Source organism: Nostoc sp. CCY0012 (assembly GCF_963920855.1).
Classification (GTDB): Bacteria; Cyanobacteriota; Cyanobacteriia; order Cyanobacteriales; family Nostocaceae; genus Cyanocohniella.
In genome coordinates this window covers 41,318-66,795 of sequence record NZ_CAWUDM010000019.1, presented here as the reverse complement: position 1 = coordinate 66,795, position 25,478 = coordinate 41,318, and the positions used below count along the sequence as shown (strand labels likewise).

The window sequence follows — 25,478 nt, the reverse complement described above, 5'->3', positions numbered from 1 at the left end:
ATAGACTTTACCCCTGTTAAGGTGTACCAATAAAGTACTACTCATAAGCCTCATTTTACGTTGTGTCCACAACCCTGAAACCTAAATTTGAGCGCAAATCTGATTTTTTGCTTTGAAATTTTTATGGGTGCAAGACTGAAACCCTTATTAATTGCTTAGTACAAATGTTCACATTAACAGGGGTAGTCATAGACTTGTACCTATGGAATGCATAGAATATTCATCTGGTAAAAAAGACTATTTCACTAGATATTGCAAAAAACATGACTATGGTACAGAATTATTACGTAAGTGAAAATTCTGAGAAATAAGCGTAACTTTAAGTAAAAACCTAAGTATTGACTAGTTGATTTGTGACGTGCCACACCCGTGAAGGATTATACCAAGTATTAAAAAATAACTCATTTTCATCACCAGGTGCTACTGATGCCAACGTTGAATTTAATTCGTCTCATGACCGCAAACAAGCTACAGGAATTGGTATTTTAGTCCAAGCAAATTCTAGCGATAGAGCCAGTGATGAATATAGTTTTACTCTTCTGCATACTCCAGAAAGAGATACTCCACAAAGATAATCATTTTTTGGCTATTTTTAGCAATCCCTGGAAATTTATGTCTCAAATATCATGCGAACTGTCAAGGCTTCTGAACGCGGAAAACGGTTGATTAGGGAATCTAGAAGCAACAAAATTGAACAAGCCAGAAATAAAATCATTGCCAAGCAAGGCAGAATTGACAGGGCTTGGGATATGGATGAAATGTTTCTCAGGGAAGCAAGTAAAATTCTTGAGCCGCATCAAAACTGGGATAATGCTTACACATTTGCAGTAGCATCAGCGACGTGGAAACGCTTTCGGGACGCAAAGCAACCCATTAAGGCTGATACTTTTAGGGCTTTTTGCCAAGTCTTAGATTTAGACTGGGAAGATGTTATAGAAAATGACGCAGATAGCCGCAAAAAAAAATTTAAGCGAAGCGCCAGATATATCAAGTTTTTATGGTCGCACTCAAGAATTAGCAGAACTTCAAAAATGGCTGACGCAAGAACGCTGTCAGTTAGTTATTTTGCATGGTATGGGAGGAATTGGGAAAAGTGCTTTAGCTCGTCGTTTAGTAGATAAAATTATTCACCAGTATGATTATGTAATTTGGCTCTCTTTAGCATCAGCACCACCATTTTCAGAAATTATACTCAAACTCATGCAGTTTCTGACTCACGGTGAACAAGAAGCAGATGATATCGCGCCAATCATGCGGTGTTTACATCGTCACAGATGCTTAATAGTGCTAGATAGTTGGGAAGAATTAATAGAAGATGAAAGTGAAAATTACACCAAATATAACAACTTTGTAGAAATAGTTGCCCAAGAATCCCACCGCAGCAGTTTATTATTGCTGACTAGAAAATTAACCCATAATATTGACATCTTAAAAGGTAAATTAATTCGCTTCAAAAAACTAACAGAAATTACACCCGAAGCTGCTAGACAAATTTTCTTGGCAGAAGGTATGTCTGGTACAGATAGGCAATTAGCTGAATTAAGTCAGCGTTATAGAAATCCCTTAATGATTAAAGTAGTTGCCCAACAAGTAAAGAGGGTATTTTCTGCTGATATATCACCATTTATTGATATGTCAGTTTTTGTGGGTGATGCGATTACAAAATTCTTGGATGAGCAATTTCAAGGATTAGCAAAAATAGAAATCAATTTAATTTATTGGTTAGCTATCAGGCGCAATTCAGCTACCTGGAATCAGTTATCACATGACAGTGAGCAATTTTTATCGGATCAACAATTATTTCAGACATTAAATAATTTAATAGCACGCCATTCATTTATATCCAACAATGTTGAAGATATTCCCACCATTTATATTTTAGATCCAGTCATACTTAAGTATACCACTGAGCGATTTGTTCATGAAATTTTTCGGGAAATTCTACACTTATTAAATTATCAAAATCTTCAAGGTTCTGAACTGCTGATCACCCATAGTTTCATCACACAAAATCCGCAAGATGAGGAGCTAAATCAAGAACAAATGCGGCGAATTGTCAAACCTATTCAAAAAATGTTGGTAGCTAAGTTAGGTAGTCAACAGCAATTAAAAGATGAATTGACACAAGTGATATCTCTTTTGCAGTATCAAGGCTTATCTCCAGGGTATGCGTACCAGAATATTTCACAATTGATTTCAGTTTGTCAGTGAGGGACGGGGAAACCAGGGAGAGAAATTTTGACGTTCGCCTTGTGGTATTAGCCCAAAGTATTCTTCCCTGCGCCCTGTCCTCTTTCTTTAGGGAATCACTAACTAGAACTAGAGGTAGAATTAGCAGCCTCTGATACCTTGGCCGCAGACGGACTACCACCCATGCGAATTTCCGAAGTAAAGGAAGCCATGCTAAAGCCACCAAAACGCTTGAGGATACTGACTCGCATCCGTAAATTGGGACTGGCAAACCATAAACGTTCTTCAGACCACATGGTTTCATATTCTGTGGTGAGAGTTAAAGCACCATCGCTACCCATCTTGTAGCTTCCAGCAACAGGTGCTTTTTCGGCGTAACCCATTTCTCTGAGTAACTTGCCTTCTTGTGGATTATCGGCATCGGGGACTGAAACTAACACGGTAGATCCATTGTGTTTTTCTTCATCCCATTCCATCGTGCCATTCCAGGTAACTCTAGCACCACAGGATGCTAAGTGAGGCGCAATTTCGTACTGTTGACACAGTTTAATGACCTCTGGATGATCAGCGGCGAGGGTTTCAATAACGATATCTGATTTACCGTCTTCTGCTTGTTTAAAAGCCAAATGGTGACTAGTGCGATGGGAAAACCATTTACCAGCACTCAATTCAAAAAATTCTTCAATATTCATGTTCATGAATGAAATTACCCTGCATCAAAACTCTAAAAATCCCACTTAATTTATTAAAAGGTAGCAGGAGAAGTTGATATTAAGCTTGATAACCTTGTTCTTCAAGCCTTTTGAGGGAAATACTCGCTGCTGCTGCTACATTGGGATGGCTGTCTTTTTCTAAATATTTTAAAGCGGAAATGGTCTTAATAGTAGGAAGATTTCCTAAGGCTTCTGCAAGACGTTGCCTTACTAACCAATCATCAGATTGGGCAAAGCGCAGGATACTATCTACAGAATCAATGTCTTGAATTTCTCCTAGTGCGGAGATAGCAGCTTCTTGTAATACTGTTTCCTTGCTATCTAAGGCTTGAATGAGAATTTCCCGCGCGCGTGGATCTTTAATATTACCCAGGGAAACGGCGGCGCTAAAACGTACTAGCCAATCAGTATCTTCATAAAATGTCCTTGCCAGTACCTCAAAGGCTCTAGTATCACCTAAATATCCCAATGCACCAGCAGCATCGGCACGAATACCGTAGTCTGGGTCATTTTCTAAAATTTTGACCAGAATTGAATAACATTCTGCTGTGGGTTTAATTCCTAAGGCAAATATTGCCATCGATCGCAGTTGCAGAGATTCATCATCCAACACCTTTTTAATTAAAGGTACTGCGTCTTCAGGGGGTATATGACGCAAACTGGCAAGGGCTACCATGCGATCGCGTAAGTCTGGACTTTCTAACTGAGCAGAGATTTCCTCTAGGGGTAGAGCAGCCATTTAATTCTCAGCAATTTCTTTACTTATCTTTACTTTAACTGATTCTTGAATGAGGCTGTAGCTATCAACCCTGAAGAGGTGGTTAACTTACTTAATACTTTTGGTAGATGACTATATACCTATAAAGAAAGATAAAAGGCTCTGCTAAACAGGGTACCATTTGCCTTAATCCTGATAATTGCTGTGCTATTTACATTTCATGCAGTGAGACTATAAACACCTTGCCGCAAATATTACCCCGGATATCGGGGTTTTTTTAGCAGTATTTTAAGACAGGCTATAAGCTTAACGTACTTATTTTTTTCACCGTATAAAAACTAGTACCTCAAATTAACAATTTTTTACTGATTTTTTTTATTTTATAATTGTTATATTTATAACATCGATCATGCTTTTTCCTAGCAAAAAAGTATTTTTTGACAAAAAGAATTGCGTATTTTTACCGTAAGAAAGATATGAAGACCAATTTAAATTCACTAAATACATCAAATAATACGGTTATTTAGTTAAGTATTTCACTAAACTAAGTACTTTAAGTAAGTGATGACGAATATGTATAAAGGGGTTAGAGTTAGTTCACAAAGAGATTAGATATAGGTAAAAAGCTGAAGTTATCAGACAACGGCTTTTGATATAGAGTTAGAGTTCAGTAATCCACTCTAAAGAACCGTAGTAGTCCAGCTACGGTTTTTTTGTTATGAGATATTCTCTCAAGTATTATGAGAGTGCTTGATTTAACTTAATCAGCAATTCAGAAAGTTTTTTTTAATTAAGAGTGCCACTTTGTATATTTAATCTCTATTATTGGGAATAATAAATTTATAAATCATCATTGATATTCTCAAATCCAGGCTTGAAAAAAGTACTGGATTTTTTTATGCACATAAATAAATATCGATCAGTCCATTTTTTCTCATGAGAATTGCTGTAATTGGAGTCTGAATATTATATTATCTCAATAAATTCACTAGGATTATTTTTTTTGTATGTATCGATTATTATCATTAGTTTAGTGGTATCACCGCGCCATAAAGCACCTTCATAGGAATAAGAAGAATATATAGTTTCTTTTTTTTCAAAAGTATGTTTTTCAAAAAAATTAGTATCTTAGTTGCAGTGATAATTGCTTCAATTGGTAGCACAGCAAATGCAGAAATTACTGATAATGGTTTTTCCTTGGATATTCAAGTAGGAGCCGATAATTATGGCAATCCGATTATCCTTGATTTGGCATCTGTGAAAGGAACCGAGTATACTCTTTCACAGAAACATGGCGATGGTGTGGCGAAAACGACGTTGCAAGCTGCTTGTAATCAGGGTAAGCTTTATGTCACAAGATTGGCTGTCTATAACTCCACAGGGCAGTTAACCAGTGATCAGACAATTAAAAAAGAAATTGTTCTCAAACCTGGCAATGCTGACGCTAACGCTACCTCTATGCAAATTGTTTGTCGAGCAGCAAATAAGCTTGGTAGTGAGTAAGGATGACTTAACGGTCGTCTCTATGGTAGTGGCAATCATTGACATCTCCGAAAAAGAATCTACGGACGTAGCAGTGCTATCTCTCTACAAGAGTTCGGGATAACGCATATTTAATTTCTGGAGATGTCTAATGCCCCATTACCCATATTTTTAACTTAATTTTTTTCTTGCCGTTGTTTGAGTTTTAGCATAATTTCTGCGTGCATCTCGCGGGTAATTGGGTAAAAATATGTGAGAAATAAGCCACAAATTAGGAAAAATGTGGGTAGAGGGCCAACAGCAAGGCGAATAGCTAATAATGCCGAGTCTGGTTGTATGGGTAGTGTAGTTTGTCCTGGTATATTTGCTTGAAAACCAGATGCTTGCAAGGCGTTACCTACTAAAAACAATCCCAAAGCTAAACCCAGTTTTTGTAGTAATACCATGAAGCCGTAAAAAATTCCTTCTCGGCGTTGTCCAGTTTGGAGTTCATCTAATTCAATTACATCTGGAATCAGCGACCAGGGGACTAGATAAGCAGTAGATACGCCAAAACCTGCCATGACAGCCATCAAATACATTAAACCGATTTGACCAGGCTGGAGAAAAAATAGTCCCCCGGCGGCTATTATCCATAAACTCATGCCCATAAAATAAACTGGTCTTTTGCCAATTTTCTTGCTCAAAGCACTCCAGACAAACAACATAAGTAAAGCAGTCCCCTGTACTGCAATCATGACTGAGGGGACATCTGAATCTTGGAGACGCATATAATTAACGACAAAATAGGGAATAATGCTGGCTGTAACCTGCACCCCTAACCAAGAAAAGAGATATATACCGATAACAAATAGAAAAGGCCGATTGGTAAAAACGATTTTGAGTTGTTCAAAGAAGGGTATGGATGGAGTTGCTGCGGCTTGGCTGCGTTTGGCTTCAAAAGCTAAGACGCGATCGCGGACACCAAAAATGCAACAATAAAGAGCCACAACCGAAATTACTGCACAAATTGCGGCTAAAACTAAATATTGTTGCTGACGATCGGCGATGGTCGAAAAAACCACTTGTGCCAAAATTAAAGATAAAATACTGCCACCAATGGAAAAAGCAAAGCGAAAGCTATTCAAAGTTGTGCGTTCGTCATAATCTTGAGTTAATTCTGGAGTCATTGCCGTATAAGGCAAACTGACAACGGTGTAAAACACCTGAGACATTAACCCAACTACCACGTAGTACCAAAATAATGGCCAAACATTAGTACTCGGATCGGCACTAAATTGCGGTACAATCCACTGCAAGAAAAAGATAATGCCAAAAGGAATTGCTCCGTATAACATCCAAGGGAGACGACGACCCCAGCGACGAGATTTAGTTCTATCTGACAGCACCCCAATAATCGGATCATTGATGGCATCCCAGATTTTACCAATCATTAAAACGCTGCCAGCCAAACCAGGCGGAATCCCCGCAACATTGGTAAAGAAAACCAACAGAAAAAATATCGAAATATTGCCAGTAATCGCTGGGCCTAAATCTCCCGCACCGTAAGCCAGTTTTGTTTTAAGATTTAGTTTTTGACTCTCAGGAGTAATTTGGGCAAAGTCATCTGCCGAGTCGGTCATAATAGCTTGCGCTCATACTAAAATGTTGACTTTAGTATCACCTACAAATCTCCTTTCTTATGCCAGACCTTTACGTTTCTTGGTCAGATTATCACCAAAAAATTGAACACCTGGCGGTTCAAATTTACCAATCTGGTTGGAAATTCAATCAAATTGTCTGTCTTGCTAGAGGGGGGCTGCGAGTGGGAGATATTCTTTCCCGTATATACCAACAGCCTCTGGCAATTTTAGCGACATCATCTTACAGTGGCCCCGGTCAGCAAACAAGAGGAGCTTTAACCTTTTCTCGCCACTTAACAATGACAACCGAAAATTTAGGTACGCGTATTCTCCTAGTGGATGACTTGGTGGACTCTGGAATTACACTCCAACAGACTATCCCTTGGTTAAAGCAAAATAGTGATTTTGTCGTTGACGAAATTCGCAGTGCTGTACTCTGGTATAAAGCCTGCTCCGTCATTACACCTGATTATTATGTCGATCATTTGCCCGATAACCCCTGGATTCACCAACCTTTTGAACACTACGAACAGATGAACCTGGCAGAATTAACTGCAAAGACCAGTAAGTTGACGGAAATAAATCAAATTATGTTAAATAATGTCACAAAAATATGAAATAAGCTTTTATTGACACTCCCACACATTTCTAGCTGTAGGAGTGTCAAGCTGTCCTAGTCTCAATTCACTCCATGAAACCAGCGAAAAACTCCAGAGTTTCTTTCAGGGCTTTGATAAAAATATCAATTTCTTCGCGGGTGTTGTAAAAAGATAAACTTACCCGTGCGGTTCCCGGTAAATCCAAGTAACGGTGTAATGGTTGAGTGCAGTGGTGTCCAGAACGAATGGCCACACCTTCTTGATCTAATAATGTAGATAAGTCATTGGGGTGGACATCGGCGGCTGTAAATGCAGCTAAAGCAGCTCTACCCTCACCTTGAGCATTTGGTTTGGGCCCGTAAACTTGAATTTGGGGAACTTGTGCTAATTGCTGGAATAAATAAGCAGTTAACTCTGCTTCGTAGGCGTGGATTTTATCCATACCAATATTACTCAGATAATCTATCGCCGCACCAAGAGCGATCGCTTCCGCAATGGCTGGGGTACCAGCTTCAAATTTATGTGGTAATTCTGCGTAGGTAGAATGATCTAAATACACATCGGCAATCATTTCACCACCACCAAAAAATGGCGGCATAGATTCGAGTAATTCTAACTTGCCATACAAAAAGCCGATGCCAGTGGGGGCGCACATTTTATGCCCAGATGCCACCAACCAATCACAGTCGATTTCCTGCACATCCACAGGCATATGAGGGACACTTTGGCAAGCATCAATTAATACTTTCGCACCGTATCTGTGAGCTATATTGGTAATTTCTACTACTGGGTTAATACAACCCAAAGTATTAGAAACATGAGCTACTGCTACCAATTTGGTTTTGTCAGAAATCAGTTGTTGGAACTGTGATAAATCAAAACTTCTCTCTGGTGTAAGTTCGACAAACTTCAACACCGCACCCGTTTTTTGTGATACAAATTGCCAGGGAACAATATTACTGTGGTGTTCCATCACCGACAGAATAATTTCATCTCCCGCTTGCAAATTGTTCATTCCCCAGCTGTAAGCTACCAGATTAATGGCTTCACTTGCGTTGCGGGTGTAGATAATTTCCTGGCGTGATGCAGCATTGATAAATTTAGCAACTTTGTCTCGCGCTGCTTCATAAGCATCAGTAGCTTTAGCACTTAAAGTATGCGCGCCGCGATGCACATTGGCATTGTATTGTTCGTAATAATCCCGCAGGGTATTTAACACCAACAAAGGTTTCTGGGAGGTAGCAGCATTATCCAGATACACCAAAGGTTTACCGTTAACTTCCTGATGCAGTATGGGGAAGTCAGCGCGCACCTTATCAGCTAGGGTTTTGGTAGGGGTGAAAGTCATCGGTAATTAGTTATGAGTCATGAGTCATGAGTCATTAGTCATTAGTCAAAGACTTGAGACTGTTGACTGTGTTTAACAGGGTATCTTGCAAAGAAGCCACTGGAATTTGGTTAATAATTTCCGCAGCAAAGGCGTTAATTAACAACTTACGTGCATCGGTTTCATTAATCCCCCGACTTTGGAGATAGAAAATTTCATCATCTTCCAATTGACTGACAGTTGCACCGTGAGCGCATTTCACATTGTCAGCGGTAATTTCCAGTTGAGGTTTAGTATCAACCCTCGCCTTCGGTGACAGTAGTAAATTGCGATTTAATTGGCCTGCATCCGTTAACTGTGCTGGCTTTGGCACAAAAACCTTACCATTGAACACCGCATGAGCGCGATCGCCGACGATACATTTATGCAATTGTTTACTACTACCATGAGGATGATTCAGTGCGATCGCACTGTGAGTATCAGCTAACTGCTTACCAGAAATCATCGTCAACCCATTAAGAGTAGTTTGGGTTTGTTCACCAGTCTGGAAAATCTCTAAATTATGGCGTGATAACTTCCCACCACAACTAAAAGCATGACAAGTATAGCGACTATCACGAGCTTGAGTTACAGCCGTCTTCCCAATATGAAAAGCCTCTAAACCATCACGCTCAATCCTCGTGTGAGTTACTTCGGCATTTTCACCAACCCAAATTTCCGTAACTGTATTGGTGAAATAAACCCCCTCTGTTTCTGGAGTAGTGACATAATCTTCCACAAAACCAATACTGCTACCAGTTTCCGCCACCACCAAACAACGCGGCTGGGAAATCACAGCATCCTCACCCACCACCGAAACAAACAGCAAATGAATTGGTGACTCAACAACCACATTTTTCGCCACCAACACCACCGCTGCATCAGTCATCCCAGCAGTATTCAGAGCAGTAAAAACCTCCTGAGAAACCTCAGACTGAGCCAAATACTTCCTAATATTCTCCGACTCAGACAACCCAGCCAAATTACTGACAGTCACCCCAGTCGGTAAACCTGCAACAGCCGATAACTCTGGCGCATAAACACCATTCACAAACACCAAACGGTTAACAGCCTCAGGTAAAATCAACCCTGAAATATCAACAGCAGTTAATTCCCTATCAACCCGAAATTGCACCTGACGCAGCGCCGACAAATCAGTAAACCGCCATTCCTCATCACGAGTATTGGGAATCACCGCATGACGCACCCAATGAGCCGCACCTTGGCGTAATTCCTGTAACCAATCCTCGCCTTTCGCTGGAGTCACTTCCTGTAACAACCCAGTCAAAAAAGCATCTCTATCCACCAAACTAGCAACTGAAGGAGAAACTTGCATCGTCATTACACACCCACCTCAGCAGCTTCCAGCACCCAGTCATAACCGCGAGACTCTAATTCCAGTGCTAATTCCTTACCGCCACTGGTGAGAATGCGACCATTTGCCATCACATGGACAAAATCCGGCACAATATAATTAAGTAACCGTTGGTAGTGAGTAATCATAATCGTGGCATTTTCCGGACTAGTTAATTGATTAACGCCATTAGCCACAATCTTCAGCGCATCAATATCCAAACCCGAATCAGTTTCATCCAGAATTGCCAACTTTGGCTCTAACAAAGCCATTTGCAAAATTTCATTCCGCTTCTTCTCACCACCAGAGAAACCTTCATTCAAACTTCTATTGAGAAAAGCCGGATTCATTTTTACCACATCCAACTTTTCTTCAATTAAATCATCAAAATCAAAAGCGTCTAATTCTTCTAAACCCTGAGCTTTACGGCGAGAATTGTACGCCACTCGCAAGAAATCTAAATTACTTACACCCGGAATTTCTAATGGATATTGAAAAGCCAAAAACACACCTAATCTTGCGCGTTCCTCAGGCTCCATTTCCAACAGATTCTGTCCTTGGAAAATTACTTCCCCACCAGTCACTTCATAGGCGGGATGTCCTGTTAATACCTTAGAAAAAGTACTCTTACCAGAACCATTTGGCCCCATAATGGCATGAATTTCACCAGCGCGTATCTCCAGATTCAAACCCTTAAGAATCGGAGTCCCATCAACATTAGCCGTCAAATTTTTAACTGACAGCACAACTTCACTATTTTCAATAATCATGTTCTCTCTTCTCTTCTTTATTTGGTTTGTAGTAGGCGCTAAAGCGCCTTTTTGAAAGCACTGAAGTGCTTACTACAAGCATTACCCAACGCTACCTTCTAACTTCAGACTCAATAATTTATCAGCTTCTACCGCAAATTCCATCGGTAGCTGATTAAATACATCTTTGCAGAAACCGCTAATCATCATGGAAATAGCGTCCTCCGACGAAATACCTCGTTGAGCAAAGAAGAATAGCTGATCTTCTCCAATCTTAGAAGTAGAAGCTTCATGCTCCACTCTTGCAGTATTATTCTGCACTTGAATATAAGGGAAAGTATTCGCATGGGCATTATCCCCAATTAGCATCGAGTCACATTGAGAATAATTTCTCGCACCCTTAGCGTTGGGATTAACTTTCACCAAACCCCGATAGCTATTGCTAGAGTTACCCGCTGATATCCCCTTAGAAATAATGGTGCTGCGAGTGTTATTACCTACGTGAATCATCTTCGTACCCGTATCAGCTTGCTGCATATTATTTGTCAGCGCCACCGAGTAAAATTCACCTACAGAGTTATCACCCACCAATACACAACTAGGATATTTCCAAGTAATGGCTGAACCGGTTTCTACTTGAGTCCAGGAAATTTTGGAATTTACACCCTGACACAAACCGCGCTTGGTGACAAAGTTGTAAATCCCGCCTTTGCCTTTTTCATCGCCGGCGTACCAGTTCTGCACGGTGGAATATTTAATTTCCGCATTATCCAGCGCCACAAGTTCTACCACAGCCGCGTGTAGTTGGTTGCTGTCATACATCGGCGCAGTGCAACCTTCTAGATAAGAAACATAGCTACCTTCTTCAGCGACAATCAAAGTCCGTTCAAACTGTCCTGTATCACCGGAGTTGATGCGGAAGTAGGTAGATAATTCCATTGGGCATTTCACACCCTTGGGAATATAAACGAAAGAACCATCGCTGAAGACAGCCGCATTCAAAGCCGCAAAGTAATTATCGGCTGCGGGAACGACGCTACCCAGGTATTTCTTGACAAGTTCTGGATGTTCTTGCAATGCTTCGGAAATTGAACAGAAGATGACTCCATCTTCGGCTAGCTTGTCCTTAAATGTCGTAGCCACGGAAACGCTATCGAAAATTGCATCGACGGCGACGTTGGCTAGTCGCTTTTGTTCAGACAGGGAAATGCCTAGCTTCTCGAAGGTTTCTAAGAGAGTGGGATCTACTTCATCCAAACTGTTGAGTTTTGCTTTCTTTTTCTTAGGCGCGGAATAGTAGATAATATTCTGATAATCTATGGACGGATACTTGACACTAGGCCAAGTTGGTTCCGTCATTTTTTGCCACTGGCGATAAGCCCTGAGGCGGAAATCCAACATGAACTGCGGCTCGTTCTTCTTGGCGGAGATCAAGCGGATCACGTCCTCGTTTAGTCCACGCGGAATAGTGTCGGCTTCGATATCGGTGATAAAGCCGTACTTGTAGGGTTGGTTGACTAAGGTTTTGACAGTGGCACTCATCGGTATTAGTCTCTCGTGTTCAGAACTGAAATCTCGAAATCTCTTTAAGGATGGAAGACGGGCTGGGGCCTAGCCAATTCCTTGCTCGCGTTACGAGTGGTTGAATGGCTGTTAATATATAAGTTAAGAGTAAAACAACACGACTGTTGTTTAATTTATTTTCATTTTACGCTAAATTAACAACAACAATGTTGTTAAAGTCAAATTTTCTCAAAAAATTTTGGGACGTTCGCGAAGCGTCTTGTCAAGAAGATGGCGATTACCCACCAGTCCTCAACCAAGCAAGATATTTTGGAGTATCTGCTGAAACGCTCACAAGCAACTGCTTTGGAGTTGGCCGAAGTTTTAGATGTTAGTCCCCAAGCGATTCGTCGTCATCTCAAAGATTTGGAGACGGAAGAGCTAGTTGTATATTCATCTGTACAAACGGGGATGGGACGACCCCAGCACATATATCAATTAAGTCGTCAAGGACGCGATCGCCTGTACAGAAAAATCAATAATCATCAAAGCGATCGCTACGGCGAATTTGCTGTTTCGCTGCTGGATACCCTAGCGGAAACCGTAGGACGCGAACAAGTCAGCACAATTTTACAAAAACAATGGGAAAGGAAAGCTCAAGAATACCGCGATCGCCTGGGTCATGGTTCACTGCAAGAGCGTGTAGCTAACTTAGTGGAACTGAGAAAATCTGAAGGTTTCATGGCAGAGTATCACTCTGTAGAATCAGATACATCTTCCCCACAGGATAGCTTCATCTTTATGGAACATAACTGTGCGATTTCCAACGTCGCTGAGTCTTTTCCCAGCATTTGTGGTCATGAATTAGAAATGTTTGCCGCTGTTCTCCCCGATTGTCAGGTAGAACGTACTCATTGGATTATCAATGGTGAACATCGTTGCGGCTATTTGGTGCAAGCACGTAAAGTACAGGCTGATGAATAAATTTTGTTTTCACATCCAGTGTAGATCATGGGTCATAGCTTAGTAGTAAAAGCTTTTACTAATTGGTAATTACCTATTGTTCATGACTCAACATTTAATAACTAATTTAAAAAATAAATTTATGGAGACACAACCACAGCAACCTTCCACACAGTTTCTCACCCTAGAAGAGTCAGCCAAAGTAGATGCTGCTTTGTTGTCATCCTCAGAAAAGTTTTTAACAAGATTAACAATTTCATCCCTCAAGCTACTCAAGTATATTGCTCAAGAGTATGGTGTTGCTATGGAAGATTTAACCACACAGCAACTAATTACTTGGTTTGAAAAAGATGCCAAGACCAAGCGTGAACAAGGAATTGAAGCTTCTTATCTCAAATGGTGATTTATCATTCATCAATAAAAAGCACCTGGAAAATAGGTGCTTGATTAATTATTAGTTCTTAACTATTACTTTTTATGCTCTGTAAGCATGAGATCTAGGGCTGCGTGTACCGACAACTGCACCTATTAGCGAAGCCGCTAAACCCAATAATGAACCAATAACAAAACTCCACAAAGCTCTAGAAGTTGCAGCAGCAATATCACGAGCTTGCTGTGCAGTTACTTCCGTTTGTGTTCCAGGAGTTACACCAGGTTGTTGTTGTACTTGATTAATAATTTCTCCTGCATTAGCCGCAGCAACACCAAATGTGCCAGTCACGCCACTCGCTAATAACCACGCACTTAGTGCTAAGGTAGTTGCCCAAAGAATTGCGCCATTGAGAAGCGCTGTATTGCGATTCATTGGCCCACAAGCACGGGCTGTTACCCAACCGCCAACGAATAAAGAAATCAATAAAGCGACAGTTGACCAAATGCCTACATTACCAGCAACATCAGGAGTTATAGTTCTAGGCGCTCCTGAATCGGCAATACTACCTGCCCCAATTGCACCAAACAAAGAACTCAAGATTAATTGTGTAGCTAAAGCAACTAACACACCAGCAATTATTGGACCCCAACGGACACGATCATGATATTCAGCTACTCTCCCTGCTACTCCAGGCTCATCAATAACATCATCATTTACGCGATTTACGTATGACATAGACTATGTTCTCCATTGCTGCTTCAGCAAAGTTTTGCTTAGGTATACTTAAAATAGCTCTCTTTAAAAACATTAAACGGCTATAAATTATTTTTAATATCTATCAATAGAAGGAATTAGATAATCTATCTTGAGTAAGAATAAAGCGAAATTTATTTATATTTTTTAATATACTTTATTGATTCTTTATGTCTGATTTTTTTGAATGACTATTTGATTTTAATATATATTTTAGATATATTTAAAACGTCTTTTATTACATCTCAATTATTTTGCATACTTGCTAGAGGAACTTTTATTTATGGCTAATGAGTATACCCATTAGCCACAAGCCAGACAAAACCCAAAATTTAACGCATTTTTACAGCGGTACCCGTGGCAGTAATCAGTAACAAAACTCCCGACTGATCAACATTGATGGTACCCGTATCAAATTCAATGCCAATGACGGCATCTGCACCTAAACGCTGCGCCCGTTGTTTTAATTCTTCTATGGCCTTCTGTTGACCCTCCTCAAATAAACGCTCGTAGCTAGCAGTACGTCCACCGATAACATCACGAATGCTGGCAAAAAAATCTCGGATAAAATTACTGCCGTAGACGACTTCTGCTGTGACAATACCTAAATATGATTCAATTACAGCACCTTGAATCACATCAGTCGTAGTTACAATCATTAATTAGTCCTGTAAATGGTAAATTTAGTCATTAGTCATGATTAAAAGGAAACAGGGAAACTTCTTCTTGATTCTCTCATCTTCCTCATATCCCCACCTCCCCAACTGTTCTGCGTAAGGGACTTCCAACTAAATAAATGTCTAATTCCTGGGTAAGCAGGGGAGCAGGGGGGAGAAAGACAACCTTGCATCCCAGTAAATTGGATAATTTAATTTCTGGGACTCCGTAATATACTGAGTACTTATAAATGATAGCCAATTCCTGATTCAGTATAAACTCAGGACGTTTTGTGCTGGAAAAAAGGATCTAGCTTGACAATTTATTAATATTTTATGAAGGTGAATAAATACAGTTTTCAAAAGTGAATATTTTTGTTTTAATGTACAAAAAAAAGTCCTCTAGAATTTCAGGAAATTTACGGTGTACAAACGCATATCACTTATAGTTGGCCTTCTGTCATTAGGATTTTGTACCATTACCATCCCCTCAGCGGTTCAGGCTCAGGTACTAATGGCACAAACGACTAACCCAGAACTGAAACGGCTTTTCGAGGAAGGCAAGAGGCTTGTAGAAGCTAACGACTATAATGGGGCGATCGCTATTTATGAGCGAGCAGCTAGCATCGAGCCAAAGAATGCTAGAGTCCATTCGGGTATTGGCTACCTCCACGCCCAACAAGGGAATTTCCAACCAGCACTGGCTGCTTATCGTCGGGCGATCGCTATTGACGGTAATAACAGTGATTTTTACTATGCTGTGGGTTATGTCAAAGGTAATTTGGGTGATACCAATGGGGCCAAAGAAGCTTACCGTCGTGCCATCCAACTCAACCGCAATAACTTGAATGCCTATTTGGGATTAGGTATTACCCAAGCTCGGATGGGAGACTTTACAGCCGCTAATTGGGCATATGAAGAAGCTATTAAACTTGATCCAAATAATGCCCAGACCTATGAGTTTATGGCTGCAATGTATAAACAGCGACAACAAACCTCACGAGCCAGCGACTTACTCAGACAAGCGCGTAACTTGTACCAACGGCGGAATGACTACAATGGCGTCAACAGAGTAGAAGGTATGTTGCGAGAATTAGGAGGTTGATATTTATTTAGCATCTGTTTCTACCATTTTAGATTGTAGTCAGTCCCAGACACATACCATTACTTACTGGTTTAGAAGCGGGGAAAAACTCATATTCTCAGTCCCGTGCGCTATCATCTCCTGCTTTTGTAACACCTAATTGCTTCATCACTAAATCTTCACCGTGAATAGAATGCAGTTTTTTCCATACAGCTCAAGGAGTTGCACATAATAATGAAAATTTGCCATTGATGTCAATTAGACGTCAACACTATTAATTAATCATGGGACGGGTGGAGACACCCATCCCCCAAGAAAACTAGGAATGTTTTTTATTTGGCAGTTCCTAAACTGGGAGTAGAAAGATTTTTACTTGGAAAAGCATTTGTCACACCAGCCCAGTTACTAGCAATTGGCATTCGCCAACCAGTACCAAAGGCACGATCGGTAATTTTTAATCCAGGGGGTGCTTGTCGCCGCTTAAATTCTGCCCTGGCCACCATTTGGATTACTCGGTTGACAATTACCGGATCATGTCCTGCGGCGACAATTTGTGATGCTGATTGGTGGTTGTGAATTAAGCGTTGCAAGATGTCGTCTAAAATATCGTAGGAGGGTAGAGAATCTTGATCTACTTGACCTGGTTTAAGTTCAGCACTGGGTGCTTTAGTTAGGATATTTTGGGGAATGATTTCGTTGTGGCGATTTAACCAATCACACAGTGAATAAACACGAGTTTTCGGCACATCGGCAATGACTGCCAAACCACCGTTCATGTCACCGTAAAGGGTGCAGTAACCCACTGCCATTTCTGACTTGTTACCTGTAGATAACAATAGATATCCGAATTTATTTGCGATCGCCATCAATAAGTTACCGCGAATCCGGGACTGGATATTTTCTTCGGCAATGCCAAACTCAGTACCAGCAAACATTTCGGCTAAGGTGTGATCGAATCCTTGCATTAACTCCCCAATCTTCAATAGCTTGGTTTCGATACCCAAATTTTCGGCTAATGCCAAAGCATCACTAACAGAATGTTCGGAACTATAAGGAGAAGGCATCAATACACCGAGGACATTTTCTTTACCAAGGGCAGCAGTTGCGATCGCTGCTACCAATGCCGAATCAATTCCTCCACTTAAACCCAGGACAACTTGAGAAAACCGACATTTGCGGGCATAGTCTTGGACTCCCAAAACTAAAGCTTGCCAAATTTCCTCTTCTGCTGACTCATATACAGGGGCGACAGAACTTAACTGTAAATCTCGCTGCGCTGCGTCAAATTCAAGTGTGACTAAATCGCTGACAAAACCACGGGCCCGACACATAATTTCACCTTGACGATTCAAGGCAAAACTGCGACCATCAAAAATTAAATCGTCATTGCCTCCTACTTGGTTAGCATAAATCATCGGTTGTTGAAAACGTACCGCGCTATGCTTCAGCATCGATTCCCGATAGTCCTGCTTACCCACGCTGTAAGGTGAGGCAGACAAATTGACAATTACATCCACCCGGAGAATTGCTAAGTCAGCAATGGGATTTACCGCATAACTGCGTTTACCTAAAAACTCTTCATCATTCCACAAATCTTCGCAAATAGTAACACCAATATCAATTTCATCTAGAGTGAAATAACTAGCTTGTAATCCTGATTCAAAATAGCGATTTTCATCAAAGACATCATAAGTAGGTAACAGGCGCTTATGAAAGACTTGCTTGATTTTACCTTTTTCTAACAAAGCGATGCTATTAAATAAACTTTTGCCGCCTGTAGTATGCGCTTTTAAATTTTGAGAAACAGTTCCTACCAACACAGCTAAATTAGGCGGTAAATCTTGGGCTAGCTGTTGCAATGTCTTACCCATCGCCACCACAAAACTAGGATTTAATAATAAATCCCTTGGAGGATAGCCACACAAAGACAGTTCTGGTGTTAATAATAAACGCGCACCTGTGGCTGCTGCTTGTTGCGCTGCTTCCAGAATTTTTTGAGCATTTCCAGGCAAATCACCAATTGTGGGATTTAGTTGAGCGATGGCAATTTTCATTGTGGATGTGGGATGTTGGATTGTACAAAAAAATAATTGAGCTTTTAGTGGTCAACAGCAGTCAATAAATTGACCGATAACTGATGCAAGTAATGGGTTCCCTGTTTCTATTTATTAGTTTCTATGTTACTTAATGAGATTGCCAATTTTTCAATTCTTCATCAATAAAATAACTGACCAAATCTCGATATAAATTTTCAATGACGTCGGGATTTAAACCCGCTGCTTCAGCCCAAAGTCTTCTTTGCTGTAACATAGCATTAAACCTTTCTGGGGCTTACACTTTCTTCGTTATTTTTGAAATTTGCTGCTGCTTTCACGTATTCAAAGCGGTTACCAAAAGCAGTAATAATCTGATGATCAATTGTATCAATTTCTTTACGAATTTCCTGGATGTTCGCACATTCTTTTGCTGCTTTCATAAATGTATTGCCTGAGATTTTGGTAGTTAAATAAAAACTAAAGGTTTGTCTTTGAAGGGTGCAAAAGCCTCAGCATCAAACTTATATAAACTAGCTGGACGACCAGCACCCCGGGATACTTTAATTCCGGTATCAGATAAAAACCCTAATTTGAGTAACCGGGCCCGAAAGTTAGAATAATCGGCAAAATTATCCCCTAAAATTGTGGTGTATAACTGATACAAATCATTCAACGTAAACATGGCCGGCAAAACATCAAAAGCTACTGGGCTATATTCCAATTTATTTCGCAACCGCCTGTGTCCATAAGCCAAAACTTCATTATGATCAAAAGCTAATTGGGGTACTTGCTTGACTGGATACCAAGCAATCCCAGCGACTTTATCAGCAATTAATTCTGCTTCTTCAAACCTCACCAGCGCAAAATAACTAACTGATAGATAACGTACACCATAACTATCAGTAGCTTCCCGTGGGTCACGATGAGGGCCCCCAAAGGTATATAACTGCTCTAAATAAAGATTATTAACCCTGATTTTCTCCGCCATAATGCGATAGGCAGCATCTTCTAAAGACTCCCCTTGACGTACCAAAGTACCGGGAAGACTCCAAGAATTGACAAATGGTTCCTGCTGTCGCATGACTAAAAGCACTAGCAGCCGATTTTGAGCAGTATCTACAGAAAAAATTACATTATCAACACCAACCTTGAAATCGGCCAAAGGTTGTTGAGTGGAGTCGAAACAAGGTTGTTGATTTAGCGGAGTTGGTATCTTTTTGTGGTTGCGTCCTGGCATTTGTACAAATGCTCTTGATGAATATAAGCGACAATGGGGGGAGTAAGAGCTTCAGTATCTCCATGTTCACGATATGCTGTGGAGGACACGTCTATACCTGTTAAGCTAGCGATCGCAACTTGACCACCCAGATTTTGCACTGCCTCCAAGCTAGACTGATCTATGGCATATCCCGGTCGTGGCACAATTAACAGCTGCACCTGCTGTAACAAATCTTCAATACGATACCAGCGCGGCAATTGATTTAACAAATCCGAACCAATCACCAAAGTAAAGTCAGTATCCTCACCCCAACGGAATTTTGCCTTTTCCACTGTTTCCAGTGTTCTGAAGCTACTCAAATCCTGTTCTAAAGCAATATTCTGCCGTGGCGTATCGATATCCGTAATCAACAATCGCAGCATAGTTGCCCGATGTGCCAAAGGCGTTTGATGCGACTTAAACGGATTATCAGCCGCCCAAACAGCCACCCAATCATAACACTCAGATAACCACCTCAGAATCTTTTGATGTCCAGCAGTTGGTGGATCAGCACTAGTCCCAAACAAAGCAATTCTCATCATCTTACTTCGCGCCCTTTGCTTCCTTTGCGGTTTGTTTCTCCGTCTCTTCCGTCAACCTTTGCAACCCAGCCGAAATCTCCACCGACATCATCCCAGGATTCTGCAAACGCCGTACCTCCTCAGGCAAACTAGCCACAGAGGCCGCAGTCCGTTGGCGAATTTCCTGTAAACTTGCAGTTGGTTGCACCCGTTCACCCGCCTTCACCACTAACTGCAACAAAGGTTCTCCTGAGATATTACCTTCATCCACCAACGCCAAAGTGTCCTTTGATACCTTACCTCCTGTAAGCGGTCGTAAAATTTGCTTGCGTCCGGGATAAGTCGCCTTACCGCTAGACTTTTTCATCACCGGGATCCCATCAATTTCCACGAGTTTATAGACTCCATTGACAGGCGCACCTGTAACTAATCGTGTTCCCAACCCATAACCATCAATTTCTGCACCCGCAGCCTTGAGTCTGGCAATTTCCCACTCATCTAAATCACCACTAGCAAAAATTGACACATCAGGTAGGAGCGATCGCACTTGTTTTGATAAAGTAACCAAATCCCCAGAATCTAACCTCACACCAGTTAATTCCATTTCTCCAGCCTTGACTTTTGCCGCTAACTGCTGGGCAGCAGCGATGGTATCGTAAGTATCAATTAACAATGGCGCACCCGGAAAATAGCGATGAAAAGCACTAAAAGCCTGCTCTTCACTACCTGCCATTGCTGACAGTGCCATAACTAAAGCGTGAGCCATCGTACCACTTGGCTGTTCACCCAGTTGTAACGCCGCTAACACATTGGACGTAGAATCTAAACCCCCAGCCAAAGCAGCCCGCGCCGCCCATAAAGATGCTTGGGGACTAAATGCCCGCCTAGTGCCAAATTCCAAAAGTGGTGCTTCTTCCCCCGCAATATCCCGCAGACGTGCGGCTCTGGTGGCAATTAAAGTTTGATAGTTAATGGTATTGAGTAAATAAGTTTCCACTAACTGTGCTTGCCATAAAGGTGCTTCTACCCGTAACAATGGTTCATTAGCAAATACGGCTGTTCCTTCCGGTACTGCCCAAACATCGCCCGTGAAACATCCCTCAGCTAACAATGACCAAAAGCTTTCTTTTGCATGAGTAAAAATTCCCGTAGCCTGTAAAGCTTGTATCTGAGAGGAACTAAAGCGAAAATTTTGTAAATATTCCAGTACCTGCGCCAGTCCCATAGCTATTAGGTAGCCAAAATTTTCTGGCAACTTTCGCACAAATAATTCAAAGCAGGCCCGTCGTTGTTCTACACCTTCACCTGTATAACAAGCTGCCATTGTCAGCTGGTAAAGGTCAGTGAGTAGGCTGTAATCAGCTGCACACAGGGTAAGTTCTTGTTTCTCTGTGCTGTCCAAGTCTGGAAAAATTGTCATGCAAGAGCTTCCTTACAAGAATGCTTCTTTTTATTATGGTAAGATTTACCATAAATAATGTCAACTATAAAACCAGCAAAGTCTGTTAACGGGGTTATACAGCCCAAGAAGCAGATTTTAATCCTAAAAAAGTAAATTAATTAATATATGTTAATAGTTAATTTTAATAATATTAGAGGACAAAAAACTCTTGCTGGGGAGAGAAAAATAAATATCAAAGTATTTAGGACTTACGCACTCGCTACGAAAATCAAGGCTTTGAGATTGCTTCTCTACGGTCGCAATGACGAAAATACGTGGTTGGTTACGTAAGTCCTGGTATTCTTGAATCAGGAATCAACAGTTATTATTTTGTGATAATTTTAGATATTAAGATACAAGTTATACTTCAATTAGACTAAAGTATTGCAAAGATACTTGACACTTGATTGCAGATATTTTCGATATATTGCGAATTAATCCCAAACCAGAATATCAGCACTAGAGTAGATAAATTAACAATCACTCGACTCAAAAATAGGAGTCCTAGATATGGCTATTTCCAGAATGCTTGATAGGATCACTCAATATATTTCTGAAGCAGTAATGCGGATTTTCGGGCCTACCGATGATGCCTATCCGATAATTGGGGTACAACCATTTACGGGGAAACCTTATAAACGAGGCACAGCCCACAGTTGGTAAATCATGACTATCAAATCTAATATCAAGGCGTGGGAAAAATCTCACGCCTTTCTGTTTTTCATCAATAAGTCGACTCAAAGACAGAATTTTGTTGTTGCTGTAACCAATCCTTACCTATCTGGATAGTGATATCAGAATCAAGAATACCAGTGCTTTCCACGCGCACTTCGCCAAATCCTAAAATATTACGAACTGCATCGGCGTTATCACTGTCGCCTTGCTGGGCGATAATATTAGTTACCTCTAAAGGTTCATGCCAAGGTGTAGAGATTTGGATATTGCGATAGCCAAATTCGTTTAAACTTTTGATTAAAGGTCTGAGGTCAGAGCGATCGCTACCTGTGCTGTCTTGAATGTATACTCGTAAAGAGCGGGTATTAATTTCTCGAAGTTCACGAGTTAATTCCAAACCAAAATGTTGCGACATCATTCTAGCAATACCAGTTTCACTGGGTAGCCAATAGCTAGCAATATATTCATCCTTTTGGCTAAAGCGACCTGGTAGCATAAACATGTGCATATTGGAACGATTGGTTCGCACACCAAAACCCACTAACGCAACTAATTCTTCAACTGTTAAGTTAGTGTCGATATTTTCCTTAACTACATTGAGAACTTTGGGTAATTGAGCTACTGTGACCGGGTTCAAGGTCTGATCCATCAAAGCACGGATCACCATTTGTTGACGTTGCACCCGACCAATGTCCCCTAGTTCATCCTGACGAAAGCGCAATAGTTGCAGAGCTTTATCACCGTCAAGATGCTGTTTACCTGCCTTTAAATTAATATACAAGCGCTGGGAATCATCTTGGTATTTCAAGTCTTTGGGTACATTGACTGTTACCCCACCCAAGGCATCAATTAGCTTACCAACTCCGAGAACGTTAATGCGGATATAGCGATCAATTCCTACACCACCCAGGAGATTACTCACACTTTTGGCAGTTAAAGCTGGCCCGCCATCAATATTGGCATGGTTCAGCTTTTTCACGCCATAGCCAGTTACTTCTGTACGCGTATCTCTAGGAATAGAGAGCATGGCTACTTTTTTGTTTGCTGGATCAAACTTGATCAACAGCATGACATCAGATAGCCCTTCAAAAGAGTTTACCTGTGGCTCATAGCCTAAATTCTGCAATTCCGGGGGAGCATTTTGAACATCGGATGGGAGTACACTCATCCCCATGACTAAAAGATTGACAGGACGAGTTAATTCCGAAAATCGCAACCCACTTCCAGAGATGCGATCGCTATCAAAAACTGCCTCATCCTGGGGACTTAACTGTGCTTGCTGCAACGGCGTACTGGTCAAAGAAACCGCCAACAGTGCGCCCGCCGTTGCTGACACCATTGCTATACCGCCCATTCCTACCCAGAACAATAGCCAACGTCCAGATTGAGGATTACGGGCCCTTTTCTTCAATTTGAGGGCTTTTGTTGACTGGTTTTCTTCCGCCGAAGTTCTTTGACTGGTCACAGACTTCCTCACACTTACTGAATCAAACTCGGTAAATTTTCTGACTAATTAATATGCAAAAAAATTAACCTATAAAAGTTAACTCTTAATTAACTGTGCCAACTTTTTCACTGTGGTGTTAACCACAACACTTATAGCAGGATTTCTCCTAGCTTTGAAGCAAATCCGGAAATGATTTATTGCAGTATGACAACAATAAGTCGGTTTGACCAGATCTGAATAGAAGATTATTTGTAATTTGGTGAAATTTAAGTAAAAATACTCGTAAATACATTTTTCTAGCTGACATAAATTAAGACAAATACTTGCCCAATACCCGTTCAGCAAGTTGACTGAAACCCGATACACGGTGAGATTTGCCTTGAATGAGTCGAATAATTAGCCAGACACTAACCAAAAAGTAACCAGATGTTAGAAAGCTATTGAGGATTAAGATACGCAATGTAAAAAATTCTGAAGTTGCTGCCCCTGTTGCCAACAGGAAATACCCCAACAGCCAAGTAAATGCCAAAGTAATAGACAGACGACTCACAGCCAGTTGTTCCCGTGTTCCTTGGCGGCGATAGAGAGTCCACAAGGATGGAAAAAATCCAATTACTGGAATTAAATACAAAAACAATTGTTTTTTGGAAGTAGCCGCGTCTTGAGTGTACTGGGAATCGTCCATTGGTTCAAGATTTTCCATGAGGGTAAGTCTAATCCTATAACTAGAGGGATGAAATACGGTGATGTAGTTAGAGATAATAGGCTGTAGAGAAAGTTTTTATTCAGTTCTATCCCGCAATCGGCTAAAGATGCAGACACGCAAGCTACTCAACTGGTGGCAGACACTTACACCCATAGCGCGAATTGGGGCGATCGCCTTATTCGCCCCACTTTTAGTTCTCAATGGTTGGGCTATTTCGGCAATTTTCCATTATTTCCACTCTCTGATAGTTATTTTAGTAGGAGCTTCAGTGCTAGCATTTCTGCTTAACTATCCTGTGAGTTGGATGGAGCGTCAAGGTGCTAGGCGAGAACAAGTTGCTATTTTAGTCTTTTTGTTAGCCTTATCGGTGCTATTGGCTTTGGGCGTGACTTTGTTTCCCCTAGCTTTGACTCAAGCCCAACAATTGGTGGCTCGATTGCCAGAGTTAATCGACTCTGGACGTTCTCAGTTAATGATGTTAAATGAGAAAGCTGAAACCCTGAACTTACCAATTAACCTTGATGCTCTTGTAGTGCAAATTAACGATCGCGTCAAGGGACAACTACAAGCGATCGCCGGACAAGTTCTCAATCTCGCCGTGGTGACTTTCACTAGCCTGCTAGATTTTCTGTTAACGATGGTTTTGACTTTTTATCTTTTGCAGCACGGTGGTGAACTTTGGCAAAGCTTAGTGGAATGGCTACCCACCAGATTTCGTAAACCTTTTTCTCAAACAGTCCGCCTCAGCTTTCAAAACTTTTTTATCACCCAACTGATTTTATCTACCTGTATGGCATCAGCGTTGATTCCGACGTTTTTGTGGCTGAAGGTGCCATTTGGTTTGTTATTTGGCTTAACTATCGGCATCATGGCCCTTGTACCCTTTGGTGGTTCCGTGGGTATCGCCCTGACAACTTCCTTAGTAGCACTGCAAGATTTCGGCATGGGAATTAGAGTTTTAATTGCCGCAGTCATCGTCCAACAAATTTTAGAAAACTTGATTGCACCCCGGATTTTAGGTAGTTTCACTGGATTAAACCCAGTTTGGATTCTGATTTCTGTGCTTACAGGAGCAAGAATTGGGGGACTTTTAGGGGTAATTGTAGCAGTACCCACAGCTGTAATTATTAAGACTGCTTTAACCGCCCTACGTCCTCATGGATTAAATGGCGAAACTGAAGAGAAACCTGCACCAGCACCAGAAGAATCACTAAAACCTGAAGTCAATAATTCCTTAAGTATTTCCGAACCAACCTTACCCTAACCCCT

General features: G+C 41.0%; 26 protein-coding genes. 9 read left to right on the top strand and 17 right to left on the bottom strand.

The annotated features are described in order from the left end of the window. The first annotated feature begins 353 nt into the window (after nt 1-353). Nucleotides 354-575, top strand: a complete 222-nt coding sequence (locus ACM0OS_RS07850) for a hypothetical protein (protein ID WP_414542605.1) — start codon at nt 354-356, stop codon at nt 573-575. A gap of 364 nt (nt 576-939) precedes the next feature. After that, entirely contained in the window at nt 940-2,211 is a 1,272-nt protein-coding gene (locus tag ACM0OS_RS07845; RefSeq protein ID WP_414542604.1) for an NB-ARC domain-containing protein, read from the top strand. Nucleotides 2,212-2,309: 98 nt separating this feature from the next. On the opposite strand, the gene ACM0OS_RS07840 is transcribed toward ACM0OS_RS07845, so the two are convergent. Beyond that, nucleotides 2,310-2,882: a phycobiliprotein lyase gene (locus ACM0OS_RS07840; protein WP_414542621.1), complete on the bottom strand. Its 573-nt coding sequence runs from the start codon at nt 2,880-2,882 to the stop codon at nt 2,310-2,312. A gap of 79 nt (nt 2,883-2,961) precedes the next feature. Continuing rightward, nucleotides 2,962-3,642, bottom strand: a complete 681-nt coding sequence (locus tag ACM0OS_RS07835) for a HEAT repeat domain-containing protein (protein ID WP_414542603.1) — start codon at nt 3,640-3,642, stop codon at nt 2,962-2,964. A 1,083-nt stretch (nt 3,643-4,725) separates the two neighbouring features. Here ACM0OS_RS07835 and ACM0OS_RS07830 point away from each other — a divergent pair. Continuing rightward, nucleotides 4,726-5,124: a hypothetical protein gene (locus ACM0OS_RS07830; RefSeq protein ID WP_414542602.1), complete on the top strand. Its 399-nt coding sequence runs from the start codon at nt 4,726-4,728 to the stop codon at nt 5,122-5,124. A 155-nt stretch (nt 5,125-5,279) separates the two neighbouring features. On the opposite strand, the gene ACM0OS_RS07825 is transcribed toward ACM0OS_RS07830, so the two are convergent. Next, nucleotides 5,280-6,725, bottom strand: a complete 1,446-nt coding sequence (locus tag ACM0OS_RS07825) for an MFS transporter (protein ID WP_414542601.1) — start codon at nt 6,723-6,725, stop codon at nt 5,280-5,282. 59 nt (nt 6,726-6,784) lie between these two features. Between ACM0OS_RS07825 and ACM0OS_RS07820 the strand changes: the two genes are divergently transcribed. Next, complete coding sequence (locus ACM0OS_RS07820) at nt 6,785-7,342, top strand: phosphoribosyltransferase (RefSeq protein WP_414542600.1); 558 nt, start codon at nt 6,785-6,787, stop codon at nt 7,340-7,342. Nucleotides 7,343-7,409: 67 nt separating this feature from the next. Here ACM0OS_RS07820 and ACM0OS_RS07815 read toward each other — a convergent pair whose 3' ends face one another. From ACM0OS_RS07815 to sufB, 4 genes are all read right to left on the bottom strand, one after another. Further along, on the bottom strand, nt 7,410-8,672 hold the full coding sequence (locus ACM0OS_RS07815; protein WP_414542599.1) for a SufS family cysteine desulfurase: 1,263 nt from the start codon (nt 8,670-8,672) through the stop codon (nt 7,410-7,412). Nucleotides 8,673-8,706: 34 nt separating this feature from the next. Next, nucleotides 8,707-10,032, bottom strand: coding sequence for a Fe-S cluster assembly protein SufD (gene sufD, locus ACM0OS_RS07810; RefSeq protein WP_414542598.1), 1,326 nt, complete (start codon nt 10,030-10,032; stop codon nt 8,707-8,709). After that, nucleotides 10,032-10,814 carry a Fe-S cluster assembly ATPase SufC gene (gene sufC / locus ACM0OS_RS07805; RefSeq protein WP_414542597.1) on the bottom strand — a complete coding sequence of 261 codons (783 nt, stop codon included), beginning with the start codon at nt 10,812-10,814 and terminating at the stop codon, nt 10,032-10,034. Before sufC ends, sufD begins: the two co-directional genes overlap by 1 nt. An 81-nt stretch (nt 10,815-10,895) precedes the next feature. After that, nucleotides 10,896-12,335 (bottom strand): Fe-S cluster assembly protein SufB, encoded by a 1,440-nt coding sequence (gene sufB / locus ACM0OS_RS07800; RefSeq protein WP_414542596.1) that lies wholly within the window; start codon nt 12,333-12,335, stop codon nt 10,896-10,898. A gap of 252 nt (nt 12,336-12,587) precedes the next feature. Here sufB and sufR point away from each other — a divergent pair, with 252 nt between their 5' ends. Together sufR and ACM0OS_RS07790 are read left to right on the top strand one after the other, a co-directional pair. Next, a complete protein-coding gene (sufR, locus tag ACM0OS_RS07795; protein ID WP_414542595.1) occupies nt 12,588-13,280 on the top strand; it encodes an iron-sulfur cluster biosynthesis transcriptional regulator SufR in 693 nt (230 codons plus the stop codon). 121 nt (nt 13,281-13,401) lie between these two features. Then, nucleotides 13,402-13,662, top strand: coding sequence for a hypothetical protein (locus ACM0OS_RS07790; RefSeq protein ID WP_414542594.1), 261 nt, complete (start codon nt 13,402-13,404; stop codon nt 13,660-13,662). Nucleotides 13,663-13,734: 72 nt separating this feature from the next. Here ACM0OS_RS07790 and ACM0OS_RS07785 read toward each other — a convergent pair whose 3' ends face one another. Then, nucleotides 13,735-14,367 (bottom strand): hypothetical protein, encoded by a 633-nt coding sequence (locus ACM0OS_RS07785; protein ID WP_414542593.1) that lies wholly within the window; start codon nt 14,365-14,367, stop codon nt 13,735-13,737. Between the two features lie 350 nt (nt 14,368-14,717). Beyond that, nucleotides 14,718-15,044 (bottom strand): YbjQ family protein, encoded by a 327-nt coding sequence (locus ACM0OS_RS07780; protein ID WP_414542592.1) that lies wholly within the window; start codon nt 15,042-15,044, stop codon nt 14,718-14,720. Between the two features lie 421 nt (nt 15,045-15,465). On the opposite strand from ACM0OS_RS07780, the gene ACM0OS_RS07775 reads away from it, so the two are divergent. After that, nucleotides 15,466-16,146 carry a tetratricopeptide repeat protein gene (locus ACM0OS_RS07775; RefSeq protein WP_414542591.1) on the top strand — a complete coding sequence of 227 codons (681 nt, stop codon included), beginning with the start codon at nt 15,466-15,468 and terminating at the stop codon, nt 16,144-16,146. 311 nt (nt 16,147-16,457) lie between these two features. On the opposite strand, the gene ACM0OS_RS07770 is transcribed toward ACM0OS_RS07775, so the two are convergent. The 6 genes from ACM0OS_RS07770 to ACM0OS_RS07745 all read right to left on the bottom strand — a co-directional run bounded on the left by ACM0OS_RS07770 (nt 16,458) and on the right by ACM0OS_RS07745 (nt 21,360). Next, a complete protein-coding gene (locus ACM0OS_RS07770; RefSeq protein WP_414542590.1) occupies nt 16,458-18,179 on the bottom strand; it encodes an NAD+ synthase in 1,722 nt (573 codons plus the stop codon). A gap of 130 nt (nt 18,180-18,309) precedes the next feature. After that, the gene (locus ACM0OS_RS07765) at nt 18,310-18,435 is read right to left on the bottom strand and encodes a hypothetical protein (protein WP_414542589.1); all 126 of its coding nucleotides are present in this window, start codon (nt 18,433-18,435) and stop codon (nt 18,310-18,312) included. 4 nt (nt 18,436-18,439) lie between these two features. Continuing rightward, nucleotides 18,440-18,601, bottom strand: a complete 162-nt coding sequence (locus ACM0OS_RS07760; RefSeq protein ID WP_414542588.1) for a chorismate mutase — start codon at nt 18,599-18,601, stop codon at nt 18,440-18,442. Nucleotides 18,602-18,627: 26 nt separating this feature from the next. Further along, complete coding sequence (locus ACM0OS_RS07755; protein WP_414542587.1) at nt 18,628-19,398, bottom strand: NUDIX hydrolase; 771 nt, start codon at nt 19,396-19,398, stop codon at nt 18,628-18,630. Next, the gene (locus tag ACM0OS_RS07750; RefSeq protein ID WP_414542620.1) at nt 19,359-19,958 is read right to left on the bottom strand and encodes a nicotinate-nucleotide adenylyltransferase; all 600 of its coding nucleotides are present in this window, start codon (nt 19,956-19,958) and stop codon (nt 19,359-19,361) included. Before ACM0OS_RS07750 ends, ACM0OS_RS07755 begins: the two co-directional genes overlap by 40 nt. A 4-nt stretch (nt 19,959-19,962) precedes the next feature. Then, a complete protein-coding gene (locus tag ACM0OS_RS07745; protein ID WP_414542586.1) occupies nt 19,963-21,360 on the bottom strand; it encodes a nicotinate phosphoribosyltransferase in 1,398 nt (465 codons plus the stop codon). A gap of 531 nt (nt 21,361-21,891) precedes the next feature. Between ACM0OS_RS07745 and ACM0OS_RS07740 the strand changes: the two genes are divergently transcribed. After that, the gene (locus ACM0OS_RS07740; protein WP_414542585.1) at nt 21,892-22,044 is read left to right on the top strand and encodes a nicotinate phosphoribosyltransferase; all 153 of its coding nucleotides are present in this window, start codon (nt 21,892-21,894) and stop codon (nt 22,042-22,044) included. 61 nt (nt 22,045-22,105) lie between these two features. Here the strand turns inward: ACM0OS_RS07740 and ACM0OS_RS07735 are convergent, their stop codons facing one another. Next, nucleotides 22,106-23,521 carry an LCP family protein gene (locus ACM0OS_RS07735; RefSeq protein WP_414542584.1) on the bottom strand — a complete coding sequence of 472 codons (1,416 nt, stop codon included), beginning with the start codon at nt 23,519-23,521 and terminating at the stop codon, nt 22,106-22,108. A gap of 292 nt (nt 23,522-23,813) precedes the next feature. Next, nucleotides 23,814-24,206: a hypothetical protein gene (locus ACM0OS_RS07730; RefSeq protein WP_414542583.1), complete on the bottom strand. Its 393-nt coding sequence runs from the start codon at nt 24,204-24,206 to the stop codon at nt 23,814-23,816. A 109-nt stretch (nt 24,207-24,315) separates the two neighbouring features. Here ACM0OS_RS07730 and ACM0OS_RS07725 point away from each other — a divergent pair, with 109 nt between their 5' ends. After that, complete coding sequence (locus tag ACM0OS_RS07725) at nt 24,316-25,473, top strand: AI-2E family transporter (protein ID WP_414542582.1); 1,158 nt, start codon at nt 24,316-24,318, stop codon at nt 25,471-25,473. Nucleotides 25,474-25,478 lie beyond the last annotated feature (5 nt).